We start from the raw sequence: 14,445 nt of genomic DNA on the forward strand, positions 1-14,445 counted from the left end.
AGGGAGTGACATAACGTGAACATCCTATTCATGGGCCCTCCGGGGGCAGGAAAAGGAACGCAAGCAGACGTCATTGTGAAAGAGTTCGGTATTCCCCATATTTCAACAGGCGATGCATTTCGTCTCGCGATTAAGCAGGGAACTCCCATTGGCCTGAAAGCCAAGGAATATATGGATCAAGGATTGCTAGTACCAGATGATGTAACGATCGGCATCGTTGAAGAACGTTTGCAGCAGCCTGATTGCAGAGAAGGATTCCTCTTGGATGGTTTTCCAAGAACCCTGTCTCAAGCAGAAGCGCTCGATGGTATTCTGGATCGACTGAACTCAGGTCTCGATCATGTAATCAACCTGAAAGTGGACCGCAACAAATTGCTCGCCCGTCTGACGGGTCGTCGCATTTGTAAGAACTGTGGCGCCACCTATCATGTCGTATTCAATCCGCCTAAGCAGGAAGGTATTTGTGATAAATGCGGCGGTGACTTGTACCAACGCTCTGATGATAATGAAGAGAGCGTAGGCACACGTCTCGACGAATATATCAACAAAACAGCACCACTCCTCACATTTTATGAGAACAAAGGCCTTCTTCGTCAAATGGACGGAGAGCAGGATATCGATCAAGTTTCTCATGAAATCGTGTCCCTGCTGCGAGGTTAATTGAATGATCATTGGTAAGTCCGAAACGGAACTGGGCTTGATGAGGGAAGCGGGGAGAATTGTTGCGGAAACGCATCGTCTCTTGGCAGAGCATATCGCTCCCGGTATTACGACTGGAGAACTTGACCATATGGCCGATCAATACATCCGCAGTCAAGGAGCTGTGCCGTCTTTCAAAGGTTATAACGGTTTCCCTGCCAGTGTGTGCGCTTCAGTGAATGAAGAGTTGGTGCATGGATTTCCCGGCAAACGAAAGTTGAACGAGGGCGATATCGTTACGTTTGACATTGGCGCGCAGTACCAGGGTTATCACGGAGATTCCGCCTGGACATATCCAGTCGGCCGTATTTCCGAAGAAGCCCGTCGTCTTCTGGACGTTACCGAGGCTTCGTTATACGCAGGTCTGGCGCTGGTTAAACCGGACGTTCGCTTGTTTACAATATCTCATGCGATTCAGAAATATATTGAAGATGAAGGGTTCTCGGTAGTACGTGAATATGTCGGTCACGGCATAGGAGCGGATCTGCACGAAGAACCACAGATTCCGAACTATGGTCTTCCTGATCGGGGACCACGGCTTAAAGCGGGCATGGTGCTGGCCATAGAGCCGATGGTTAACGCAGGCAGACGGTATGTGAAAACGTTGGAAGATAACTGGACTGTCGTCACTGTTGATGGATCGTTATGCGCCCACTTTGAACACACCGTAGCAGTTACACCAGAAGGCATGGAAATTTTCACAAAACTGAATGCGTAGGTGATAAGGCATGAACAATCAGTCTAATCCGCAGCTCGGTCAACTTGTGAAGATCCGTAAAGGCCGCAATGCGGACCAAGCCGCAGTAATTGTTGCTATAGCGGACAGCAGGTTCGTATATATTGCGGATGGAGACAAACGTAAGTTTGATCAACCCAAGAAGAAGAATATTCTTCATCTTGAACTCCAACCGATGATTAGCAGAGAGGTCGTAAACAGTTTAAACGAGAGTGGTCGGGTGACAAACGGAAAGCTCCGCTATGCGGTTCATTCGTTTCTGGAATCCACCAACATTCAAGCTGAAGAGAAAGGAGACTGACTAATGGCCAAGGAAGATGTCATTGAAGTGGAAGGTACGGTTCTCGAGCCGCTACCGAATGCAACGTTCAAGGTTGAGCTTGAGAACGGTCATCAAATTCTCGCTCACGTTTCTGGCAAGTTGCGGATGCACTTTATCCGTATCCTGACTGGAGACAAAGTGGTTGTTCAGTTATCACCTTATGATTTGACAAAAGGTCGTATAACTTACCGTAAATAGTAGTAGACAGTTGCAATGAACTGTGAAGCTTATGAAGCGGGTTTTGCCCGGCAAAACTTGCGAAAGCTTCGAAGCCGGTTCTATATTAGTAGAACAAGGTCAATGCTTACGAAGAGAGTTTTGCTAAGCAAAACTTTGAGGAGGTAATTCACATGAAGGTAAGACCTTCGGTCAAGCCGATTTGCGAAAAATGCAAAGTCATTCGCCGCAAAGGGAATGTTATGGTTATCTGTGAAAATCCGAAACACAAACAAAAACAAGGTTAAAGAAGGGGGTGTAGCGTAAAATGGCACGTATAGCTGGTGTGGATTTGCCACGTGATAAGCGCGTTGAGATCGCCTTGACTTATATTTTCGGAATCGGTAAAACGACTTCCCAGAAAATTCTGAGCACAACAGGCATCAATCCGGACACTCGTGTTCGTGATTTGACGGAAGATGAAGTCAGCAAATTGCGTGAAAGTATCGACAAAGAGGTCAAAGTAGAAGGTGACCTGCGTCGTGAAATCTCTTTGAATATTAAACGTTTGACGGAGATCGGTTGTTACCGTGGAGTTCGTCATCGTCGTGGTCTGCCTGTTCGTGGACAACGTACGAAAACGAATGCTCGTACTCGTAAAGGTCCTCGTCGTACTGTAGCGAACAAGAAGAAATAATAAGGGGGGATAAGAGAAAATGGCTAAACCGAAAAAAGTCGTACGTACTAAACGTCGTGACCGTAAAAATATTGAATCTGGCGTGGCACATATCCGCTCCACATTCAATAACACTATCGTTACCATTACGGACCCTCACGGAAACGCAATTTCGTGGGCAAGCTCCGGCGGCCTCGGATTCAGAGGTTCCCGTAAATCGACTCCGTTTGCTGCACAAATGGCTGCTGAGACTGCTGCCAAAGCTGCAATGGAACATGGGATGAAAGCCGTTGAGGTTATGGTTAAAGGACCGGGCGCAGGCCGTGAAGCAGCGATCCGCTCTTTGCAAGCTGCTGGTCTTGAAGTTAACCTGATCAAAGACGTAACTCCAGTCCCGCATAACGGATGCCGTCCTCCAAAACGTCGTCGTGTCTAATGAGATTTGCCCCTGCGTGTGGTATATTTCCGCCACAATCTGCTAATAATGGTTGTTTAGGCATACTACTACATGTTTTCGCAAGAGAAGGTAAATGTTTCATAGAGGACCGACGTTTTGAAGGAGGGGTATTGCAGTGATTGAAATCGAAAAGCCGAAAATTGAGACGGTAGACGTCAACGATGATGGCACCTATGGGAAATTCGTAGTAGAACCGCTAGAGCGCGGATACGGTACGACGCTTGGAAACTCGCTTCGTCGCATCTTGCTCTCGTCACTGCCGGGTGCGGCAGTGTCTTCGGTTCAAATCGATGGCGTTCTGCATGAATTTGCTACAGTTCCTGGCGTTATGGAAGATGTTACGGAGATCATCCTTAACCTGAAAGCTTTGTCGCTCAAAATTCACTCGGACGAGGAGAAAGTGCTCGAGATTGATGCTGAAGGCGAAGGAGCAATTACGGCTGGAGATATCCGTGCTGACTCCGATGTGGAAATTCTTAACCCGGATTTGCACATTGCTACGCTCGGACCAGGTTCGAGACTTCACATGCGTATTTTTGCCAATCGCGGTCGCGGCTACGTCCAGGCAGATCGGAATAAACGCGATGACCAGCCGATCGGCGTCATCCCAGTCGATTCCATCTTCACCCCGATCAGCCGCGTAAACTACGCTGTGGAAAATACGCGTGTCGGCCAAGTAACCAACTATGACAAGCTCACGTTGGAAGTTTGGACTGACGGAAGTATTCGTCCTGAAGAGGCTGTAAGCCTTGGCGCTAAAATTTTGACCGAGCATCTGATGCTCTTCGTGGGTCTTACAGACGAAGCGAAAGATGCAGAGATTATGGTCGAAAAAGAAGAAGACAAAAAAGAAAAAGTACTCGAAATGACGATCGAAGAGCTGGATCTCTCTGTTCGTTCTTACAACTGCCTCAAACGTGCCGGTATTAATACCGTGCAAGAGCTGACTACGAAAACAGAAGAAGACATGATGAAAGTCCGTAACCTCGGACGCAAGTCTTTGGAAGAAGTTCAAGAGAAGCTTGAGGAACTTGGTTTGGGACTCCGTACAGAAGAATAGACAGCCGAGTGCTTGAAGTGAAGGAGGGAAAACAATGGCATACCAAAAGTTGGGCCGTAATTCCAGCGCACGTAAAGCTTTGTTCCGTGACCTGGTAACCGACCTGTTCTTATACGAACGCATTCAGACAACTGAAGCGAAAGCAAAAGAGGTTCGCTCTATTGCTGAAAAACTGATCACTAAAGCGAAAAAGGGAGATCTTCATGCCCGTCGCCAAGTGGCAGCTTATGTTCGCCGCGAAACAATCGATGGTGAGCAAGATGCAATCCAAAAACTGTTTAGCGAATTGTCCGGTCGTTACGCTGAGCGTCCAGGTGGGTACACTCGTATCCTGAAACTGGGACCTCGTCGTGGTGACGCTGCGCCTATGGTTTACTTGGAACTGGTTGACCGCGCGTAGAACAGATGAGATGAGGAAAGGGGACAGAATCGTTGATTCTGGTTTAACCCTTTTTTTCTCTTCATTTCGGATTTCGTGCTGTAATAGAAGCTCCGAAAGGGGCTTCTTTTGCTGTTCGGGATAGGCACATGTATAGTATGGAACAAAGGTGTGGTATTGATGCGCAACTTGTGTATGACGTTAACTTATGATGGCACTGCCTATTACGGCTTTCAGGTTCAGCCGGGAGGGAATACCATTCAGGACCATCTTGAAGATGCCATTCGTGCTTTAACCGGTGAGAAGGTTAAAATTACGGGTTCAGGCAGAACGGATGCAGGCGTTCACGCACGCAGACAGATCTTCAATTTTCCTACGGAATCCCAGATCCCGATTGAACGATGGTGTATGGCGCTCAACTCCAGATTGCCATCCGATATTATCGTTATTGATGCGGTTGAAGTACCAAACGAATTTCATTCTCGCTATGCTGCGAAAAAGAAAACGTATCGGTATACCGTCAATGCGAATCAATTCCCGGACGTGTTTAATCGGAGGCTGCAATATCATCACCATGCCAAGCTGGACATTGCGGCAATGCAGGAGGGGTTACGTCATTTTATTGGTACGTATGATTTCACCTCCTTTGCTTCACGCAAGTCTCAGAAAGACAATCATGTACGTTCGGTATACGAAGCATGGATAGAAGTGGACCGTTCTATGTGTAGGGACCATCCGCGCGATCAGGGTGTCATTCACATCTATGTGAGTGGTAACGGCTTTTTGCAGCATATGGTTCGTATCATTGTAGGTACACTGCTGGAGGTCGGAGAGGGCAAACGGAAAGCCTCTGACGTACCGAATATGATTGCTGCTTGTAATCGTTCTGCTGCAGGACCTACTGCGGTTAGCTGCGGTTTAATGCTCTGGGACCTTGAATACAAAAAAGATTAAATTTGCGAAGTGAAATGCTTAATTAACACTTGCGATTTAAGCTCCTATCATGTAATATAAAAGTTGTGTTTTCTTAATGGCTTTCCCACAGCCCCAATTAAGAGGGTCACAATGAAAGAACTATCCAACAACACCTAAAGTTATCACTTAATGAATGAAGATAAATGAATATAATGATGTTGAACATTTTAAGGAGGAACTTTTCATGCGTACCACGTACATGGCGAAGCCTAACGAAGTTGAGCGCCAATGGCACATCATTGATGCCGAAGGCAAAACGCTCGGACGTTTGGCGAGCGAAGCAGCTGCTTTGATCCGCGGCAAACATAAGCCACAATTCACTCCACATGTGGACACTGGCGATTTCGTTGTTATCATCAATGCAGAGAAAATTGTATTGACTGGTAAAAAAATGCAAGGTAAAAAATACTACCGTCACTCGATGCACCCAGGTGGTTTGAAAGTAACTACTGCTGAAGAGATGGTTAAAAACAAACCGGAACGTATGTTGGAATTGGCTGTTCGCGGTATGCTTCCTAAAACTCGCATGGGCGAGAAAATGAAGTTGAGACTTAAAGCGTACAGAGGCACTGAGCATCCACATGCAGCACAAAAACCAGAAGTTTATGAACTTCGCGGTTAATTAAAAGGAGGACAGTTTCATGGCACAAGTACAATACTATGGGACAGGTCGTCGTAAACATTCGGTAGCTCGTGTTCGCCTTGTACCGGGTGAAGGACGCATTGTCATCAATAAACGTGATATTAATGAATACTTCGGTTTGGAAACACTCAAACTGATCGTAAAACAACCACTGAACCTGACAGAAACACTCAGCAACTATGATGTTCTTGTTATCGCTCATGGTGGCGGAATCTCCGGTCAAGCCGGTGCGATCCGTCATGGTATCTCCCGCGCTCTGTTGAAAGCAGATCCGGAATACCGTGCTTCCCTGAAAAAAGCAGGATTCCTGACTCGTGACCCACGGATGAAAGAGCGTAAAAAATACGGTCTCAAAGCCGCACGTCGCGCACCTCAGTTCTCCAAACGTTAATATGCATTACAAGCCTTTGGCCTCGGTCAAAGGCTTTTTTGTATTCTAGAGACCAATAAGTATAATAAATGCTCTTAACATCAGATGATGAATCAAAGAGGCTTCAGGTTCCTCTGTAACGGTTAAGGTTTCTTCCTCTAGGTAGTACTCCATTTAATTTACCTCTCCGTTATCCACTAATTTAATTCGCAGTTTAGAACCTCGTAATGGTTGTAATCATACATTTTTCATGATTAATTTCATCAGTTTTTCTTATGGTTTTGATAAATAGCCCTTACAATTGAAGAATTCGATTCCGCTTTTATTTCATTATTAGATCCTTCTCATTATTCTAAATTGCTTCGGTTATATAGAGATCTTCTATACCTCGTTTTATCAAATCGGCTCGATAAACCCAGTAGTAGCAAAGGATTTCAATGATGAGTGGATGATGACAGGGGGGGATTGATGATGCAACACATGGATGATTTTATCCACAAATCAATTAAATGCATTATTAAGACCAAATTATTTTTCAAGATGAACAGCAAATAAATGGGCTTAAACTGATGTATTTTACCATATGGCAGGCATTGACATCCCCCATGAAAGAATTATACTATACATAATTCATATTAGATTAGTCGGCTTTAGTGATTTTTGAAATGCAGAATGGGGGAAATGCAGACATGAACTTGTTGGAGAAAGAAGAACTTGCACGGACGAAAGCTGAGGAGTTGGAAAACGCAAGTCCAGAGGATATTATTCGTTACGCTATTGAGACGTTTCCAAATATCACTTTTGCATGCAGCTTCGGTGCAGAGGATGTTGTACTTGTAGATATGCTTCAGAAGATCAGCCCATCTACGGATATATTTTATCTAGATACCGATTTTCATTTCAAGGAAACTTACGAAACTCGTGACAAAATGAAGGAGAAATACAATCTTGATTTTGTACGTGTATCACCTAAAATTACTCCTGAAGAGCAGGCAGCTCAACATGGAGATGAATTGTGGAAGTCTGATCCTAATGCTTGTTGTAATATTCGGAAGGTTGAGCCGCTGACACGTATTCTATCCCAGTACGATGCATGGATTACCGGTATTCGGAGAGATCAAGCACCGACGCGTGCAAACTCCAAGAAGGTCGAATATGATGCCAAGTTTGGTCTGATGAAGTTCAACCCGATTGCCCACTGGACTTCAGAGGATGTATGGGAATACATTCGTACCAATAATGTTGTGTACAACCCGCTGCATGATCAGAATTACCCGAGTATCGGTTGTGAGTATTGTACACGTCAAGTTATGCCTGGAGAAGATCCACGTGCGGGACGCTGGTCTGGAAATGAAAAAACGGAATGTGGTCTTCATAAATAATTGAGTCAGAGTAAGTAGTGGATTTTATAATGCACTGAATTCATTCTTGATGTTATAAAAAATGGTGAAACAGGGAGCTGACAAGATGACTTCGATTCTGCCTCATGGAGGTACGCTGATTCAGCGTGTCGTACAAGGAGAGGAACGGGAACAACTATTACGAGAGAGTGAGAAACTGTCCTCTTTACGTATTAACAGCTGGACAATTTCGGATTTGGATCTCATTGGTGTGGGTGCATTCTCACCGCTTCAAGGTTTTATGAATGAAGAAGACTATCTTTCCGTTATATCTCGCATGCGTCTTGCAGACGGAACAGTCTGGAGCATACCCATTACGCTGGCTGTAGATGAGCAGCAGGCTACTTCACTCCAGATCGGTGAGACTGTCGCACTTATTGGTGATGATGATGGAATAACCTATGGATTGCTGGAAGTGAAGAGCATTTACAAAGTAGATCAGGGTGAGGAAGCACGTCGTGTCTTCAAAACGGATGATCCAGAACACCCGGGTGTGAAGAAACTGCTGGAACGACCTGCAACATATGTAGGAGGTCCAATTCAAGTCCTTAACCGCCCCAAGCCGGCCAAGTTCGAACAGTTCTATTATGATCCTGCTGAGACACGGAAAACGTTCCAGGATAAGGGCTGGAAGACGGTTGTCGGTTTTCAGACGCGTAATCCGGTCCATCGTGCCCATGAGTACATTCAGAAAAGTGCAATGGAGATTGTGGACGCGTTGTTCTTAAATCCGCTTGTAGGCGAAACGAAGTCTGATGACGTACCTGCTGATGTACGGATGAAGAGTTATCTGGTTTTGCTCGAGAACTATTATCCGGCTGATCGTGCATTCCTCGGCGTATTCCCGGCGGCTATGCGGTATGCTGGTCCAAGAGAGGCCATTTTCCACGCAATGGTACGTAAAAATTATGGTTGTACTCACTTTATTGTAGGCCGCGACCATGCAGGTGTGGGTGACTACTATGGAACGTATGAAGCGCAGGAGATCTTTACTAACTTCACCCCGGAAGAACTCGGTATCACACCTTTGTTCTTTGAACATAGTTTTTTCTGCACCAAGTGTGGCAACATGGCATCAAGCAAAACCTGCCCGCATGATAAAGAACACCACATGGCTCTGTCTGGCACCAAAGTACGTGGCTTGCTGAGAGACGGCCAATGCCCTCCACCAGAATTTACGCGCCCTGAGGTAGCTGAGGTGCTGATTGAAGGGATGGCGGAGCAAGTCCGCTCCTAACGGTATATTTGTCCATCTTGTCCCATATAGATGATTAGAGTCATTTATAGGGACGAGGTGGTTTTTTTATGCGTAAAAATATGGGGAAGCACTTTGTAATCTGGATTAGGTTACGCACCATGAAGAGGATCATGTTAAGCCTCTGTTTGCTGGCGATGTTTGTGGCAGTGGTGACGTATGAGTTGCCCTCCTCTAAAATGTCCGGTTACTGGGGGCTGCCATTAGCGGGAAAAGTCATAGCCATTGATGCAGGACATGGTGGGCCCGATGGGGGAGCAGTGAGTAAGCAGGGAGTCATTGAGAAAGATATCAATTTATCCATTGCGCTGTACGTACGAGATTATCTGCAGCAAGCAGGAGCCTTGGTTGTCATGACCCGAGAAATAGACACCGATCTGGCTGCTACAGACACCAAGGGCTACTCCAAACGCAAAACGGAAGACCTGAAACAAAGAGTAAGAAGAATCGAGGATAAACAGGCAGATCTCTTTATCAGCATCCATATGAACAGTGTTCCATCGAACCGCTGGAGTGGTGCTCAAGTTTTTTATACACCTAACCATCCTGATAATGAAGGGTTGGCCAATCTGCTTCAGCAAGAAATGATTCGTAATCTGGAAAATACAGATCGAATCGCAAAAACGGTAAATACCGTTTATTTGCTCCAGGCTTTAAAAATTCCCTCTGCACTGGTGGAGGTGGGTTTCCTTTCTCACCCGGAAGAGGCGCGTCTGCTTGCTGATGAGGCCTATCAGCGCAAAGTAGCTGCATCCATCTACAACGGAATTCTTCGTTATTCCTCAGGAGAACGTCCTAAAAGTTAGTCACAACGAGAAAGGTAATGATATAATTGGATTAGCATACCTAATTACATGCCAATAGATAAAGCTGAGGTGCTGTCTGATGTTATCAAAAGAACAGATACTTGAACTATTGCAGCCATTGCAGGAACCGCAATTGGGCTTAAGTTTGACTGAACTGCAGTGGGTCCGTGATGTCATGGTTAAAGAAAATCATGTTGCTCTTACTATGGTGACGCTGGAGAACCGCACAGAGGATACAACTGCTCTAAGCGATGCCGCGCGCAACCTGTTGTCCCAACACGGAGTGAATGATGTACATATTCGTCTGCGTGCAGCGTCAGAGCATGAGCGTGAGAGCCTGAACATCGGACAAGCGGATCATGAGGAAGACCAGGACGAAGTGCTTGTCAAAGGCCATGCAGCAGGTCTGGACGGACATGAGTTGCTAAGTCCTGAATCCGGCGTACGTTTTATTGCTGTTGCTAGTGGTAAAGGCGGCGTCGGCAAATCGACGGTAACCGTTAATTTGGCAGCGGCTCTGGCACGTCAAGGTAAAAAGGTTGGCCTAATTGATGCAGATATATATGGCTTCAGTGTGCCTGATATGATGGGCATTGAGGAATATCCAGTCGTTGAGGACGGGGTTATCCAGCCTGTTGAACGTTTCGGCGTAAAAGTCATGTCGATGGGATTCTTTATTCGGGAGAATAACCCAGTGATCTGGCGTGGACCTATGTTGGGGCGGATGTTGCGCCAATTCTTTACCGATGTAAATTGGGGAGAGTTGGATTATATGCTGCTTGATCTGCCTCCGGGTACGGGGGACGTTGCACTAGACGTACATCAGATGCTGCCACACAGCAAAGAAATCATCGTTACCACACCGCATGCAACCGCTGCTTTTGTAGCTGCACGTGCAGGTGCTATGGCTATTCAGACGGAACATGAGCTGCTTGGTGTCGTAGAGAACATGGCGTATTATGAATGCAGCAAATGCGGGGAGAAAGATTATGTATTTGGCCGAGGCGGTGGGGGTACTCTTGCCGAGAGTCTTCATACAGAGCTGCTTGCGCAGATTCCATTGGGAGCACCGGATAATCATATTTCGGAGCCGGATTTTTCTCCATCTGTGTATAAAGCAGAGTCAAGCATCGGAGCAATCTACGACGAGGTTGCCCAGTCTGTTGATGCCAAGTTTTAAATTTTCTATATGTGTAAAGTATAAAATGGCCCACATCCATGGATGCGGGCTTTTTTTCAACATGTGATATTTTTTAATTTTCAAGTATTATGGGCTTATGATCCTCCATTACTTCCGTCGCCGCCACTGTTACCATCACTACTACCGTCACTGCTACCGCTTCCGCCATCTCCATTCTCGCCTTTACCTCCCTGTTTGCCGCCCTGTTCTGTTTTAGGTTGTAATTCATCCTGAACTACCTTCTTAAGCAAAGTCAGTACTTCCATCCGAAATAAAGGATTCTGCATGACTTCTTGCATAACGGTCATCGTTTGTTTACGATACTCAGGAGTTTTGGTCATATCCATGAACATCTTGGATACTTCCGGAGATTTCATGACATCTTCAATCGATTTTTGATATGTTGGGTCTTTGATCAATTGCATATGCAGTTGTTTGCTTTGCGCATTGATTACTTTGGCGAATTCGCCTGCGAATTGAGGGTCTGTCATGATTTTCTCGAATTCCTTCTTGTACTCTGGAGCAGTGATTGTATCTTTTACAGCAATACGTATTTGTTCCGAAGATTGCATAGGCATTAACATTTTCATTCCCACTGATCCAGAGCCACCGCCTGCACCACCACCTTGGCCGGCGCCCCCACTTTCTCCCCCTCCGGAAGAACTTTGTCCTGTAAGAGCTTCTTCAACCGCTTTTTTTCCTTCGTCACTTTTGAGAATATCCACGACCATCGTTTTCATCTCTTTATAACCGCCCTGAGGAGGCGAATAATTCTGATCTGAGCCACAGCCAGCGAGCATGACGGATAGTCCAAGTACGACACAGCATAACTGCCACAAAGGCCGTTTCATGTGCACAACCCCTCCTTGATTAGATACTGGATGTAGTATGTGATGGGAAACCGCTAAATATGTTGAATGATGATGGTTTTTTGCTGTGAAGGTTGGTAAAATAAACTCTCGGGGGTGGAAAACATTTGAATTTACGTAAATGGTTTTTCCTATTTTGGTCAGCTTTGCTTATTGGGGCTGCAGGATCATTAGTGACGGGTCTAATTATGATGTTGGTTAATGGAGAAAAAACGAATGGGATGACCGATTTTTTAATTTATCTCCTGATCTTGTTTGGTTCCGGTATTATGATTAGCGTGTATTCGCAAATGGGTTTTTTCGCATACTTGATATTGAACTATATGGGCAAAGGTGTATTTTCGAAACGCAGTTGGCAGATTGTACAGATTGTTCTAACGGTTTTGGCATTGCTTGATGTCATGTTTTTACGTTTGTTTGTTGGTGGGGAACGGGAACGACTTTCCGATATTGTGCTTGGAATCATTATTTTGGCAGCTGGAATTGTTACCGCTTACGTAAAAGTGAAACAGACACATGTTTCGGCGCTGGTACCTACACTCTTTTTCATGGTGGCTGTTACCGTGGTGGAGACGATCGGTGTGTTGCGAATTGATGTAAATGCGGCTACCATCTTTATTGTGGTTCCACTGTTAATCTGTAATGCATACCAAATGCTGATATTGCACAGGCTGGTAGATGGGTCCATGGAGCAACGGGTGAGTGGGAAGACCGAGGTACAAGAAAGTCATGCGTAGCGATTATTTGAAAAAATAACGCCAAAAAGAGCTAACCTAGTTAGCTCTTTTCATTTATGGCGCTTCAGCACCTTTTTACAGGGCATGGGGAAGTTCAAAAGGTAGGTATGGAGTATTCCACTGCAATACCCTTAGTTTAACATTTACTGTACACTGGCTTGGTCGCGCACTTCCGTACCTTTGACACTTGAATGGTTAAGCAGCTCGGAAACCGTCACAAATTCATACCCTTGATTTTTTAACTTGTCGATTATGACGGGTAATGCTTCATGGGTTTGTTTCGAGGAATCACTGGCGTGCAGCAGCACAATGTCACCCGGATGTGCCTTGCTGACTACACGATCAACAATAGTCTGTACACCTGGGTTCTTCCAATCCTGCGAATCGGTGTCCCATTGGACTACTTGATAATTCAGACTGTTGGCAACCTGGAGAACACGTTTGTCAAAGTCGCCATTAGGCAGACGCAGCAATTTCGGTTCTTTTCCCGTTAAATCGGTTAAAATGCTATGAGCTGTCGAAATCTCCTTGCGGATCTCCTCTTCAGTTAGACTGCTGTAATTATCATGCTTGTGACCGTGGCTGCCGATTTCGTATCCTGCGTCTTTAATGGCTGTTACAATTTCGGGGTGTGTTTTACTCCAGGGGGAGGACAAGAAGAACGTTGCCTTCTGTACCTTATTATCTTGGAGGACCTTCAGAATAGGCTCTGTCCTTTTATCTCCCCAGCTAATGTCAAAGGTGAGTGCAATAACCTTCTTCTCGGTTGGAACGCTGTATACGGCGGATGGTGCATCCTCCGAGAATACAGAAATATTGCCGCTCTCCAGATAAATAATCCCGATAGCAAAGACGGCAGCAACCAGCACAATCAGGAAACGTTTGATTTTTTTGCCGCTAAATACATAGAACGAGTTCATTTCAATAAGCGCCCCTCTCCCATAAGAAATGCTTGTTTACTCTCCAATGTATGCTCGTACCTCGCAGTTATTCGTATCAGACGTTTGTTTGTCCAACATCTTGGTTTCACAGGAGGATATTATGTTAAAATTCAGTACATTTCTTAGAGCTTTAGGTTCCATTCGTGGTGCATTAATCTGGTCGATCGTATTGTTTGTTGTTGGAATAGGCACGGGATGGGTAAGTACAGGACCACTTGAGGATATATTGTTGAATCAGATCGGGGGACTGAGGGAGGTTAGTGAGCGGCTGGAGCAGGGGAGCAATGTGCAATGGAACTTCTTCCTCTTTATCTTTTTCAATAATGCCATCAAAAGTGTACTCGTAATCTATGCCGGTATTTTCTTTGGCATTCTGCCTGTCGTTTTCCTGCTAATCAATGGCATGGTTATCGGTTTTCTGGTACACACCACAATGAATTATGGGGCCAGCTTCTTTGATATTGTTGTGAAAGGACTACTTCCACATGGCATTATTGAGATTCCGGTAATTATTATCGCTTGTGCATTCGGTCTAAAGTTTGGTGGGTTGGTTCTTAAAAGTCTTGTTCAATTTGGCGGGGAGAAACGAAATACGATTGGCAGACACTGGAGTTCCTTTATGCGCACCACGGTAACTGCATCCTTCTGGATTGTTATTTTGCTTTTTGTTGCTGCGATTATCGAAAGTACACTTACCTACAGCCTCGTTCGTGGATAAATTTGTATGGGATGACATTCATAAATTTTCAGAAAGTTGACCATAACAATAAAACGGGTTTCAGTA

Annotated in this window: 20 protein-coding genes; 18 read left to right on the top strand and 2 right to left on the bottom strand. The window is 45.3% G+C overall.

Translation table 11 applies throughout. The features are described from left to right. The first annotated feature begins 15 nt into the window (after positions 1 to 15). The 16 genes from HW560_RS09380 (at position 16) to HW560_RS09455 (ending at position 11,114) form a co-directional block, all read left to right on the top strand. The gene (locus tag HW560_RS09380; RefSeq protein ID WP_024633570.1) at positions 16 to 660 is read left to right on the top strand and encodes an adenylate kinase; all 645 of its coding nucleotides are present in this window, start codon (positions 16 to 18) and stop codon (positions 658 to 660) included. A 4-nt stretch (positions 661 to 664) separates the two neighbouring features. Next, positions 665 to 1,417, top strand: coding sequence for a type I methionyl aminopeptidase (gene map, locus HW560_RS09385; protein ID WP_024633569.1), 753 nt, complete (start codon positions 665 to 667; stop codon positions 1,415 to 1,417). A gap of 10 nt (positions 1,418 to 1,427) precedes the next feature. Next, positions 1,428 to 1,736 (top strand): KOW domain-containing RNA-binding protein, encoded by a 309-nt coding sequence (locus tag HW560_RS09390; RefSeq protein WP_090905291.1) that lies wholly within the window; start codon positions 1,428 to 1,430, stop codon positions 1,734 to 1,736. Between the two features lie 3 nt (positions 1,737 to 1,739). Then, a complete protein-coding gene (gene infA / locus HW560_RS09395) occupies positions 1,740 to 1,955 on the top strand; it encodes a translation initiation factor IF-1 (protein WP_017692098.1) in 216 nt (71 codons plus the stop codon). A gap of 152 nt (positions 1,956 to 2,107) precedes the next feature. Then, the gene (rpmJ, locus tag HW560_RS09400; protein ID WP_003333770.1) at positions 2,108 to 2,221 is read left to right on the top strand and encodes a 50S ribosomal protein L36; all 114 of its coding nucleotides are present in this window, start codon (positions 2,108 to 2,110) and stop codon (positions 2,219 to 2,221) included. A 20-nt stretch (positions 2,222 to 2,241) separates the two neighbouring features. Then, positions 2,242 to 2,610: a 30S ribosomal protein S13 gene (gene rpsM, locus HW560_RS09405; RefSeq protein WP_062329455.1), complete on the top strand. Its 369-nt coding sequence runs from the start codon at positions 2,242 to 2,244 to the stop codon at positions 2,608 to 2,610. 19 nt (positions 2,611 to 2,629) lie between these two features. Then, positions 2,630 to 3,025, top strand: coding sequence for a 30S ribosomal protein S11 (gene rpsK / locus HW560_RS09410; protein ID WP_017692100.1), 396 nt, complete (start codon positions 2,630 to 2,632; stop codon positions 3,023 to 3,025). Between the two features lie 136 nt (positions 3,026 to 3,161). Then, positions 3,162 to 4,106, top strand: coding sequence for a DNA-directed RNA polymerase subunit alpha (locus HW560_RS09415; RefSeq protein ID WP_024633566.1), 945 nt, complete (start codon positions 3,162 to 3,164; stop codon positions 4,104 to 4,106). 34 nt (positions 4,107 to 4,140) lie between these two features. Then, entirely contained in the window at positions 4,141 to 4,506 is a 366-nt protein-coding gene (gene rplQ / locus HW560_RS09420) for a 50S ribosomal protein L17 (protein ID WP_017692102.1), read from the top strand. Positions 4,507 to 4,665: 159 nt separating this feature from the next. Then, entirely contained in the window at positions 4,666 to 5,439 is a 774-nt protein-coding gene (gene truA / locus HW560_RS09425) for a tRNA pseudouridine(38-40) synthase TruA (protein WP_090905293.1), read from the top strand. A gap of 205 nt (positions 5,440 to 5,644) precedes the next feature. Next, positions 5,645 to 6,082, top strand: a complete 438-nt coding sequence (gene rplM / locus HW560_RS09430; protein WP_024633564.1) for a 50S ribosomal protein L13 — start codon at positions 5,645 to 5,647, stop codon at positions 6,080 to 6,082. A gap of 19 nt (positions 6,083 to 6,101) precedes the next feature. After that, positions 6,102 to 6,494, top strand: coding sequence for a 30S ribosomal protein S9 (rpsI, locus tag HW560_RS09435; protein ID WP_024633563.1), 393 nt, complete (start codon positions 6,102 to 6,104; stop codon positions 6,492 to 6,494). Positions 6,495 to 7,162: 668 nt separating this feature from the next. Then, positions 7,163 to 7,855 (top strand): phosphoadenylyl-sulfate reductase, encoded by a 693-nt coding sequence (locus tag HW560_RS09440; protein ID WP_090905295.1) that lies wholly within the window; start codon positions 7,163 to 7,165, stop codon positions 7,853 to 7,855. A gap of 85 nt (positions 7,856 to 7,940) precedes the next feature. After that, a complete protein-coding gene (gene sat, locus HW560_RS09445) occupies positions 7,941 to 9,110 on the top strand; it encodes a sulfate adenylyltransferase (protein ID WP_090905297.1) in 1,170 nt (389 codons plus the stop codon). A gap of 68 nt (positions 9,111 to 9,178) precedes the next feature. Next, positions 9,179 to 9,934 (top strand): N-acetylmuramoyl-L-alanine amidase CwlD, encoded by a 756-nt coding sequence (cwlD, locus tag HW560_RS09450; RefSeq protein WP_090905300.1) that lies wholly within the window; start codon positions 9,179 to 9,181, stop codon positions 9,932 to 9,934. Between the two features lie 79 nt (positions 9,935 to 10,013). Further along, positions 10,014 to 11,114: an Mrp/NBP35 family ATP-binding protein gene (locus tag HW560_RS09455; protein WP_179262881.1), complete on the top strand. Its 1,101-nt coding sequence runs from the start codon at positions 10,014 to 10,016 to the stop codon at positions 11,112 to 11,114. A 95-nt stretch (positions 11,115 to 11,209) separates the two neighbouring features. On the opposite strand, the gene gerD is transcribed toward HW560_RS09455, so the two are convergent. Continuing rightward, positions 11,210 to 11,965 (bottom strand): spore germination lipoprotein GerD, encoded by a 756-nt coding sequence (gerD, locus tag HW560_RS09460; protein ID WP_090905304.1) that lies wholly within the window; start codon positions 11,963 to 11,965, stop codon positions 11,210 to 11,212. Positions 11,966 to 12,090: 125 nt separating this feature from the next. Between gerD and HW560_RS09465 the strand changes: the two genes are divergently transcribed. Next, on the top strand, positions 12,091 to 12,720 hold the full coding sequence (locus HW560_RS09465; protein WP_090905306.1) for a KinB-signaling pathway activation protein: 630 nt from the start codon (positions 12,091 to 12,093) through the stop codon (positions 12,718 to 12,720). A gap of 143 nt (positions 12,721 to 12,863) precedes the next feature. On the opposite strand, the gene pdaB is transcribed toward HW560_RS09465, so the two are convergent. Beyond that, entirely contained in the window at positions 12,864 to 13,640 is a 777-nt protein-coding gene (gene pdaB, locus HW560_RS09470) for a polysaccharide deacetylase family sporulation protein PdaB (RefSeq protein WP_090905308.1), read from the bottom strand. 121 nt (positions 13,641 to 13,761) lie between these two features. Here pdaB and HW560_RS09475 point away from each other — a divergent pair, with 121 nt between their 5' ends. Continuing rightward, a complete protein-coding gene (locus tag HW560_RS09475; protein ID WP_090905310.1) occupies positions 13,762 to 14,379 on the top strand; it encodes a stage II sporulation protein M in 618 nt (205 codons plus the stop codon). Positions 14,380 to 14,445: the final 66 nt, after the last annotated feature.

Origin of the sequence: Paenibacillus sp. E222, assembly GCF_013401555.1 — a bacterium.
Taxonomy (GTDB): Bacteria; Bacillota; Bacilli; order Paenibacillales; family Paenibacillaceae; genus Paenibacillus.

Excerpts from the sequence above, each read along its gene's own strand:
- map (WP_024633569.1), top strand. The coding sequence starts at position 665 with ATGATCATTGGTAAGTCCGAAACGGAACTGGGCTTGATGAGGGAAGCG.
- HW560_RS09390 (WP_090905291.1), top strand. The coding sequence starts at position 1,428 with ATGAACAATCAGTCTAATCCGCAGCTCGGTCAACTTGTGAAGATCCGT.
- infA (WP_017692098.1), top strand. The coding sequence starts at position 1,740 with ATGGCCAAGGAAGATGTCATTGAAGTGGAAGGTACGGTTCTCGAGCCG.
- rpmJ (WP_003333770.1), top strand. The coding sequence starts at position 2,108 with ATGAAGGTAAGACCTTCGGTCAAGCCGATTTGCGAAAAATGCAAAGTC.
- rpsM (WP_062329455.1), top strand. The coding sequence starts at position 2,242 with ATGGCACGTATAGCTGGTGTGGATTTGCCACGTGATAAGCGCGTTGAG.
- rpsK (WP_017692100.1), top strand. The coding sequence starts at position 2,630 with ATGGCTAAACCGAAAAAAGTCGTACGTACTAAACGTCGTGACCGTAAA.
- rplQ (WP_017692102.1), top strand. The coding sequence starts at position 4,141 with ATGGCATACCAAAAGTTGGGCCGTAATTCCAGCGCACGTAAAGCTTTG.
- truA (WP_090905293.1), top strand. The coding sequence starts at position 4,666 with ATGCGCAACTTGTGTATGACGTTAACTTATGATGGCACTGCCTATTAC.
- rplM (WP_024633564.1), top strand. The coding sequence starts at position 5,645 with ATGCGTACCACGTACATGGCGAAGCCTAACGAAGTTGAGCGCCAATGG.
- rpsI (WP_024633563.1), top strand. The coding sequence starts at position 6,102 with ATGGCACAAGTACAATACTATGGGACAGGTCGTCGTAAACATTCGGTA.
- HW560_RS09440 (WP_090905295.1), top strand. The coding sequence starts at position 7,163 with ATGAACTTGTTGGAGAAAGAAGAACTTGCACGGACGAAAGCTGAGGAG.
- sat (WP_090905297.1), top strand. The coding sequence starts at position 7,941 with ATGACTTCGATTCTGCCTCATGGAGGTACGCTGATTCAGCGTGTCGTA.
- cwlD (WP_090905300.1), top strand. The coding sequence starts at position 9,179 with ATGCGTAAAAATATGGGGAAGCACTTTGTAATCTGGATTAGGTTACGC.
- HW560_RS09455 (WP_179262881.1), top strand. The coding sequence starts at position 10,014 with ATGTTATCAAAAGAACAGATACTTGAACTATTGCAGCCATTGCAGGAA.
- gerD (WP_090905304.1), bottom strand. The coding sequence starts at position 11,965 with ATGAAACGGCCTTTGTGGCAGTTATGCTGTGTCGTACTTGGACTATCC.
- pdaB (WP_090905308.1), bottom strand. The coding sequence starts at position 13,640 with ATGAACTCGTTCTATGTATTTAGCGGCAAAAAAATCAAACGTTTCCTG.
- HW560_RS09475 (WP_090905310.1), top strand. The coding sequence starts at position 13,762 with ATGTTAAAATTCAGTACATTTCTTAGAGCTTTAGGTTCCATTCGTGGT.